Annotated in this window: 8 protein-coding genes and 2 pseudogenes; 7 read left to right on the top strand and 3 right to left on the bottom strand. The window is 69.0% G+C overall.

Going from position 1 to position 8,004, the window contains the following annotated elements; all coding sequences use genetic code 11:
• Both V5B60_RS22100 and V5B60_RS22320 read left to right on the top strand, forming a co-directional pair.
• Positions 1–221, top strand: a pseudogene (locus V5B60_RS22100) (hypothetical protein); the annotation flags it as partial.
• Positions 222–608: 387 nt separating this feature from the next.
• Positions 609–2,152: pseudogene (locus tag V5B60_RS22320) on the top strand (efflux RND transporter permease subunit).
• 620 nt (positions 2,153–2,772) lie between these two features.
• Here V5B60_RS22320 and V5B60_RS22080 read toward each other — a convergent pair.
• On the bottom strand, positions 2,773–2,904 hold the full coding sequence (locus V5B60_RS22080) for a hypothetical protein (protein ID WP_332350343.1): 132 nt from the start codon (positions 2,902–2,904) through the stop codon (positions 2,773–2,775).
• Positions 2,905–2,938: 34 nt separating this feature from the next.
• Here V5B60_RS22080 and V5B60_RS22075 point away from each other — a divergent pair, with 34 nt between their 5' ends.
• The 5 genes from V5B60_RS22075 to V5B60_RS22055 are packed head-to-tail and all read left to right on the top strand — an operon-like array spanning position 2,939 to position 6,887.
• Complete coding sequence (locus V5B60_RS22075) at positions 2,939–3,331, top strand: efflux RND transporter permease subunit (RefSeq protein ID WP_332350341.1); 393 nt, start codon at positions 2,939–2,941, stop codon at positions 3,329–3,331.
• Entirely contained in the window at positions 3,276–3,647 is a 372-nt protein-coding gene (locus V5B60_RS22070; RefSeq protein ID WP_332350339.1) for an efflux RND transporter permease subunit, read from the top strand. The genes V5B60_RS22075 and V5B60_RS22070 overlap by 56 nt, the downstream gene beginning before the upstream one ends.
• A gap of 27 nt (positions 3,648–3,674) precedes the next feature.
• Positions 3,675–5,045 (top strand): wax ester/triacylglycerol synthase family O-acyltransferase, encoded by a 1,371-nt coding sequence (locus tag V5B60_RS22065; RefSeq protein ID WP_332350338.1) that lies wholly within the window; start codon positions 3,675–3,677, stop codon positions 5,043–5,045.
• A 4-nt stretch (positions 5,046–5,049) separates the two neighbouring features.
• Positions 5,050–5,841: an alpha/beta hydrolase gene (locus V5B60_RS22060; protein ID WP_332350336.1), complete on the top strand. Its 792-nt coding sequence runs from the start codon at positions 5,050–5,052 to the stop codon at positions 5,839–5,841.
• A complete protein-coding gene (locus V5B60_RS22055) occupies positions 5,841–6,887 on the top strand; it encodes an alpha/beta fold hydrolase (protein ID WP_332350334.1) in 1,047 nt (348 codons plus the stop codon). The genes V5B60_RS22060 and V5B60_RS22055 overlap by 1 nt, the downstream gene beginning before the upstream one ends.
• Positions 6,888–6,908: 21 nt before the next feature.
• Here V5B60_RS22055 and V5B60_RS22050 read toward each other — a convergent pair whose 3' ends face one another.
• A complete protein-coding gene (locus tag V5B60_RS22050; RefSeq protein WP_332350332.1) occupies positions 6,909–7,193 on the bottom strand; it encodes a PEP-CTERM sorting domain-containing protein in 285 nt (94 codons plus the stop codon).
• Positions 7,194–7,212: 19 nt separating this feature from the next.
• A complete protein-coding gene (locus V5B60_RS22045) occupies positions 7,213–7,596 on the bottom strand; it encodes a hypothetical protein (protein ID WP_332350330.1) in 384 nt (127 codons plus the stop codon).
• Between the last annotated feature and the right edge of the window lie 408 nt (positions 7,597–8,004).

Here is an 8,004-nt window from a genome sequence, read left to right as displayed (position 1 = left end):
TCAAGGAAGGGCAGGATCTGGTCAACCTCGAAGACATCGCGACGCTGAAGGTCGATTTCCGCCTGCCCGAGCTCGTACCTGCCGCAGTTGCGAAGCCCGGGCAGCAGCTGGAGGTGGCGAGCGACGCGCTGCCGGGCGAGCGTGTTCACCGCCGTCGCTCGAAGCGGTCGACCCGCTGGTCGAGGCCGGCGGCCGCGCGATCTCGCTGCGCGCCCGGATGAGCCAACCCGAGCGGCACCTGCGTCCCGGCATGTTCGTCCGCGTGCGCCTGATCTTCCGAGAAGCGCAGCGATGTCGCTGATGCTGCCGGAACAGGCGCTGGTGCCGGACCGGGCAAGCAGCCAGTATCGTCTATCGCGTCGTCGAGGGCAAGGCGCGGCGGTCGAGGTCGCACCGGCATGCGGCGCGATGCGATGGTCGAGGTGGTCGAGGGCCTGCAGCGCCGGCGAGGTGAAGTGGTCACCGCCGGCCAGCTCAAGCTGCGCGACGGCGCGCCGCGGTGAAGCTGGCCGCGCCGGCGGCAGGCGGCGGCGTGCCACCGGGGCGGCCACCGCGCCACCGCCACGGGGCGGCGGCGGCCGAGGGGCGATGGCGCGGGGTGAGGGCCGATGAAGATCTCCGAGATCTGCATCCGGCGGCCGGTGTTCGCGACCGTGCTGTCGCTGGCGATCATGCTGGTCGGCCTGGTCTCGTACTCGCGCCTGCCGGTGCGCGAGTATCCGAAGATCGACGAGCCGGTGGTGACGGTCGACACGACCTACCGCGGCGCGTCGGCCGAGATCATGGAGTCGCAGGTCACCAAGCCACTCGAGGATTCGCTCGCCGGCATCGAGGGCGTCGACGTCATCACCTCGATCTCGCCGCCAGGAGAACAGCCAGATCACGGTGCGCTTCAAGCTCGAGCGCAACCCGACTCGGCGGCGGCCGACGTGCGCGACCGCGTCTCGCGCGTGCGCAACAAGCTGCCCGACGGCGATCGACGAGCCGGTGATCGCCAAGGTCGAGGCCGACGCCAACCCGATCATCTGGCTGGCGTTCTCGTCCGACAAGCACTCGCCGCTCGAGGTCACCGACGTCGCCAACCGCGTCATCAAGCCGCGCCTGCAGACGCTGCCCGGTGCGGCCGACGTGCGCGTCTTCGGCGAACGCAAGTTCGCGATGCGCATCTGGCTCGATCGCGACCGCCTCGCCGCCTACAACCTGACGGTGCAGGACGTCGAGGACGCGATCCGCGCCAGAACGTCGAGATGCCGGCCGGGCGCATCGAGAGCGAGAGCGCGCGAGTTCACGGTGGTGGCGCAGACCGACCTGTCGCACGGCCCGAGCAGTTCGGCGCATCATCGTCAAGCAGGCGACCGACGCCGCGCGGCTACCCGGTGCGCATCCGCGACGTCGGCCGCGTCGAGATCGGCGCCGCCTCGACGAGCGCAGCAGTCGTCCGCTTCAACGGGCGGCCGGCGGTCGCCGATCGGCGTCATCAAGCAGGCGGTGGCCAACCCGCTCGAGCTCTCGCGCGCCTGCGCGCCGAGGTGCCGAAGCTCGTCGCCGACCTGCCGCCGGGCATGAAGGCGACGTCGCCTACGACACGTCGGTGTTCATCGACCGCTCGATCGACGCGGTGTTCAAGACCATCGGCGAGGCGATGCTGCTCGTCCTGCTGGTGATCTTCTTCTTCCTGCGCAACCTGCGGGCGACGCTGATCCCGCTGGTGACGATCCCGGTGTCGCTGATCGGTGCCTTCGCGCTGATGCTGGTGCTCGGCTTCTCGATCAACACGCTGACGCTGCTGGCGCTGGTGCTGGCGATCGGGCTGGTGGTGGACGATGCGATCGTCGTGCTGGAGAACATCTACCGCCACATCGAGGACGGCATGCCGCGCCGTCAGGCCGCCTTCCAGGGGGCGAGCGAGATCGGCTTCGCGGTCGTCGCGATGACGATCACGCTGGCCGCGGTGTATGCGCCGGTGGCCTTCATGACCGGGCGCACCGGCAAGCTCTTCACCGAGTTCGCGCTGACGCTCGCCGGCGCGGTGATCGTGTCGGGCTTCGTCGCGCTGACGCTGTCGCCGATGATGTGCTCGCTGCTGCTGCGCACGAGACCACGCACGGACGGGCCTACAACTGTGGGTCGAGCGGCTGCTTCGCGGCGCTGACCGCCGGCTACCGCCGGGCGCTGACCGCGGCGCTGCGGCGGCGCTGGCTGGTGATGCTCGTCTTCGCCCTGGTCGCCGGCGGGGAGTCTTCCTCCTCGGCGCGCTGAAGTCGGAGCTCGCGCCGATCGAGGACCGCGGCGTCATCATCGGCGTCTTCCCGGCCCGAGGGCGCGACGCTCGACTACACCGACCGTTACGCGCGACAGATCGAGGACATCTACGCCGGCACCGCCGGACATCGAGCGCTACTTCGTCGTCGCCGGCAACCCGACGGTCGTCGCAGGGCATCTCCTTCGTCGGCTGGTGGACTGGGCGGAGCGCGCGCAAGGCGGCGGCCGATCGTCGAGGAGCTGCAGCCGCAAGTTCATGCGGCGTCCCCGGCGTGCTGGCCTTCCCGATCAACCGCCATCGCTCGGGCAGAGTCCGCGCTCGCGGCCGATCAGCTTCGTGGTCGTCGACCTCGGCTTCCTACGCCGAACTCGAGCGCGATGACGGCGACAGATTCCTCGACGAGGTGCGCGAAGAACCCCGGCTTCACCAACGTCGATACCGACCTCAAGCTGAACAAGCCGGAACTGCGGTGATCGTCAACCGCGACAAGCGATGGCCGACACTCGGCGTCAGTCGAGACCGTCGGCCGCACGCTGGAGACCATGCTCGGCGGTCGCCAGGTCACGCGCTTCAAGCGCGACGGCGAGCAGTACGACGTGATCGTGCAGGTGGCGCCGCCGAGCGCCGCGACCCGCCGACATCCGCGACATCTACGTGCGCGCGCGCGACGGCAGCATGGTGCCGCTCGCCAACCTGGTGCGCGTGATGAGACGCGTCAGCGCCGCGCGAACTCAACCACTTCGGCCAGCGCGCGCGGTGACGATCACCGCCAACCTGGCGCCGGGCTACACCATGGGCGAGGCGCTGAAGTGGATGGAGCGACGGCGCGCGCGCATCCTGCCGCCGGGCTATGCGGTGGACTACGACGGCCAGTCGCGCGAGTTCAAGCTCTCGTCGGAGTCGCTGGCGCTGACCTTCGTGCTCGCGCTGGCCTTCATCTACCTGGTGCTGGCGGCGCAGTTCGAGAGCTTCCGCGATCCGCTTCGTCATCATGCTGACGGTGCCGCTGTCGATGACCGGCGCGCTGCTGGCGCTGCTGCTGACCGGCGGCACGCTCAACGTCTATAGCCAGATCGGCCTGGTGACGCTGGTCGGGCTGATCACCAAGCACGGCATCCTGATCGTCGAGTTCGCCAACCAGCTGCGCGAGCGCGGGCAGGAGATGCGCGAGGCGGTGATCGAGGCTTCCGCGGCGGTGCTGCGCCTGCGGCCGATCCTGATGACCACCGGCGCGATGGTGCTGGGCGCGCGGATGCCGCTGGCGCTGGCGCGGCCGGCGCGGCGCGGAGAGCCGCCAGCAGATCGGCTGGGTGATCGTCGGCGGCATCTGCTGCATCGGCACCTTCTTCACGCTGTTCGTGGTGCCGCCGCCCGGACGGTGTAGATCGAGCGTCTGCTGCCCAGGCTGGCGTTGTCGCCCTTCTTCCGTGCCCGGCTGGCGCCCTTGCCGCTGCATTTTGCCAATCCGCTGTGGGTCGATGGCGGGATCCCCGATTTTGCGCGGCATCTGCAGCGGATCGTCCTGCCGCAGCCGGGCGGCGTCGCGGAGCTGCACGCCTGCGTCGCAGTCCTGCACTCGACCGTGCTCGATCGCCACGCTCCGCTGTGGCAGCTGGCGATCATCGACGGGCTGGCTGCTGGCGAGGTGGCGATCTACCTCAAGGTGCATCATGCCGCCATCGATGGCATCTCCGGCCTCGGGCTGGCGGCGTCGATCTTCGACGACAGCCCGGACCCGCCGCCGCTGCCTTCCGACTGGCGGGCGCTGGTTGGCGAGGCGGAGCGTGCCGGCACCGGCGCGCGACTTACCGGCGCCTTGCGCCATACGGCGACGCAGTCGCTCAGCCTGCTGGCGCAGGTGCCGTCCGCCGTGCGACTGCTGGCTGGACTGATCGGCGGGCGGCGTCAGCCAGCGGCAGAAGGGATGCGGCAGAATCTGGGCTTCGGGCCGCGTACCGCACTCAATGGTCCGATCACCGCCGAGCGCGGCTTCGCCGCCGTGTCACTGCCACTCGCCGGGGTCAGGGCCATCGCCGAGCGGCATGGGGCGACGCTGAACGATGTCGTGCTGGCGCTGTGCAGCGCTGCCCTGCGCGATTACCTCGCCGCGCACGGTGGCGTGCCGCGCAAGTCGCTGCTGGCGACGATGCCGGTCTCGCTGCGCGACGCCGGCAACACCGAAATGACGATCCAGGCGACGCTGACGCTGGTCCGCCTGGCGACCGATGTCGCCGATCCGCTGCGCCGACTGCAGGCGGTACGCGCCGCCGCCGGCGCCGCCAAGGCGCTGACGAAGCGTGCCCGATCGATCATTCCGACCGATTTCCCCTCGCTCGGCGTGCCCTGGGTCGTCGGCGGGCTGGCGTCGCTTTACGGGCGTTCGGGACTGGCGGCGCACGTCCCGCCACTGGCCAATCTGGCGATTTCCAACGTGCCGGGTCCGCGGCAGCCGCTCTATGTTGCTGGAGGACGCATCCGTGCCTGCTGGCCGCTGAGCATCGTCACGCACGGTCTCGGGCTCAACATCACGCTCTTCAGCTATTGCGGATCGCTCGATTTCGGCCTGACCGTGGCGCGTGCCGCGGTGCCCGAGGTGCAATCGCTGGCGACGGCACTGCAGGCGGCCTATGTCGAGCTGGCGCAGTTGTCCGACGTGCCGCCGGCAGCCGGGCAGGCGCAGCAGCCCCGGCGCCGCACGGTGGGTGCCCGGCAGCGCCCGGCAGCGCTGCCGGCCGCTGCCCGCGGCGCGTCTCGCCGAAGGTCTTCGACAGGAGGAGCCTGAGCGCATGTACGAGCCGCATCAGTGGTATGAACTCGGTCTCCTGCGCTCGCCCGGATGGCTGCGGCTGGCGCTCGAGATGCGTGCCGGCTGGGAGTATGGCGCGAGCATCGCGGCGACGCCTTTGCTGAGCATGGCTCCGAGTGGTGACGGCCATCCCGTTCTGGTCTTCCCTGGCCTGATCACCGGCGACCTGTCGACGCTGCCGTTGCGCAACTATCTGCGTAGCCGTGGCTACGCGGTCTACCCATGGGGACTGGGGATCAACCGCGGTCCGCGCGATGGCGTCATCGATGCCTGCCTCGCGCTGCTCGACCGCCTCGCGCGGGAACACGGGCGCTCGCTGAGCCTCGTCGGCTGGAGCCTTGGCGGCATCTACGCGCGCGAGCTGGCCAAGGCGCGACCGGATGTCGTGCGCCAGGTGATCACCATGGGCACTCCGTTCACCGGGCATCCGAAGGCGACGAACGCCTGGCGGATCTACGAGTGGGCGACCGGCCACAAGATCGGCGCGCCGGACATCCATGAACCGCTGCGGACGCCGCCGCCGGTGCCGACGACGTCGATCTTCAGTCGCAGTGACGGTGTCGTCGCCTGGCAGTGCAGCCTCGAGCGCGACAGTCCGCATACCGACAACATCGAGGTGCAGGCGAGCCACCTCGGCATGGGGATGAATCCGCTGACCCTGTACGCGATCGCCGATCGCCTGGCGCAGGCGGAGGATGCCTGGCAGCCGTTCGACCGCTCGGGGTTCAGGAGCTACCTCTACCCCGATCCGCGACGGCGGGCCAGGTACTGATGCCCGCCCTCGCGTCGCTGCCGGGCAGGGAGGCCAGCAGGCCCGCCGCTGACGACGCGCTGCCCGGCGAGTCCTTCGTCAACGCCAACGGCATCGAAATCTGCTACCAGAGTCTGGGCGACGACGACGCCCCGGTGATCCTGCTGATCATGGGGCTGGGCATGCAACTCGTCGCCTGGCCCGACGAATTCTGCCATCGTCTCGTCGAGCAGGGTTTCCGCGTCATCCGCTTCGACAACCGCGACACGGGCCGTTCGACACGCATCGTCTGGCGGCAGCGACCGCGCCTCCTGCTGGCCATTGCGCGCGGCCTGCTGCGTCTGCCGGTACCGGCGCCCTATCTGCTGGCCGACATGGCCGACGATGCCGTCGGATTGCTCGATGCCCTGCAGGTGCCGCGTGCGCACATCGTCGGAGTGTCGCTCGGTGGCATGGTCGGCCAGTGCCTGGCGGCTCGTCATCCGCAGCGGGTGCTGAGCCTGTGTTCGATCATGTCGGCGACCGGCAACTGGCGGAGTTCGCTCGGCAAGCCCGCCGCCCTGCGCCAGCTGCTCGGCCGGCCGGCGAAGCCCGACTGTCTGCGCAGTCGGGCCGACCACCTGCTGCGCGTCTTCAGCGTCATCGGCAGCCCCGGCTTTCCGTCGGATGCGGTCGAGTTGCGCCGGCACGTCGAGCGCGGACTTCGCCGCGCGTACCATCCGCGTGGACAGGTGCATCAGCTCCTGGCCGTCATCGCTGCCGGCGACCGGCGGCGCGAACTGGCATCGATCCGGGTGCCGACGCTGGTGGTGCACGGAGCCGACGATCCACTGCTGCCCGTGTCCGCCGGCCGCGAGACGGCACGGCTCATCCCCGGCGCCCGCCTGCAGATCATCGAGGGAATGGGTCACGATCTGGCGCCCGGCGTGCAGGCGCTCCTGCTCGTTGCGATCGTGGAGCACTGCCAGCAAAGTTACGGGGACAGTATATTTAACTCGCCGTATGGGGAGACGGTCCACCGCCCTGACCCAGCGCCGCGCCGGCTTGGCGACACTGACGGCAATTAAGTATACTGTCACCGATTTGCGTCAAGCCTTGCGTCGAGCGAAGGCGAAGCCGGAAAGTGCGAGTCCGAACAGGGCGAGGGCCGATGGCTCCGGGACACTGGCCGAGTCCACCGAAATGCGCAGATTCTCGAGGGCGAATGATTCGTCATCGATGCCTTGAGAATTCGCAAACAGGAACTCGACGCTCATCGTCGACGCCGAGTGTGCGATGCCTTGCAGCGCGGCGACCGAGGCCATGTCGTAAGCCGCGTCGTTCCATCCCGAGAAGCCGAGCGCGACGTTGTAGGCGAGCTGCGTGCCGCGCACTGGCGACTGGTCGGCAGCGTCAAAGATGTCGTATCCCGCCGAGAATACGGTGGTGCCGTCGACCTTGACTTCGAAGATGTCCGGCACAACTGCTGGGAGTGAGTCCGTCCCAGCTGTCGATCACGGCAAGCAGGAAGTCGATGCCGACGGTGGTGTGCGTCGGCAGCCCGTCCAGGAAAGCCGTGATCGCGGTGCCGCGCGCAAACTGTGAGTCGAAGCCGGCGACGGTCGAATAGAGCTGAGAGGACTCGCTGAGGTTGCCGTCGGTCCCAATGCTGCACAAGCTGAGGGTCCCGCACGACAGGCCGTTCTGGTACGTGAAGACCACTGCGGACTCGGCGGGCGCATGGGCGAGCAGACCAACGGCGAGAGCAGCAAGCGAGGACTTGAGATACGTTTTCATGGTGATATTCTCCGCAGTGAGGATTGGGCTCGGTACGATCCGGTGCCATCCCAGAAGCAGATTCTGTGCCATCAATACATCGCTCTGATATAACGCATAAAACAATTCCCGACCCGGCCGCCCTGTAAGATTTTTCGACACGGACGAACGCTGCGCGCAGACCGGGCCCCTCATCGGGACGCGGCGCTGCCCATCGCGGGCCGGATCCGATCGACGGCCCGACGGCGGGCACGAGCAGGACTTCCTCATCCGGTCCTCCGGTTTGACCGGAGCTCCGGCGCTTGCCAGCGGCTTCTGCCGCACGCGGTCGAGCGCGCCGGCCCAAGGCTGCCCGCTCCTCCTTCGCGCGACGACCCGTCACTGGCGCCGTGCTTCGCGGTCAGTGCAGCAGCACCGCGGGGATGATGA

It is taken from the genome of Accumulibacter sp., assembly GCF_036625195.1.
GTDB lineage: Bacteria > Pseudomonadota > Gammaproteobacteria > Burkholderiales > Rhodocyclaceae > Accumulibacter.
Note: the sequence above shows the minus strand (reverse complement) of the source record. Positions and strands in the feature narration are given on the sequence as shown.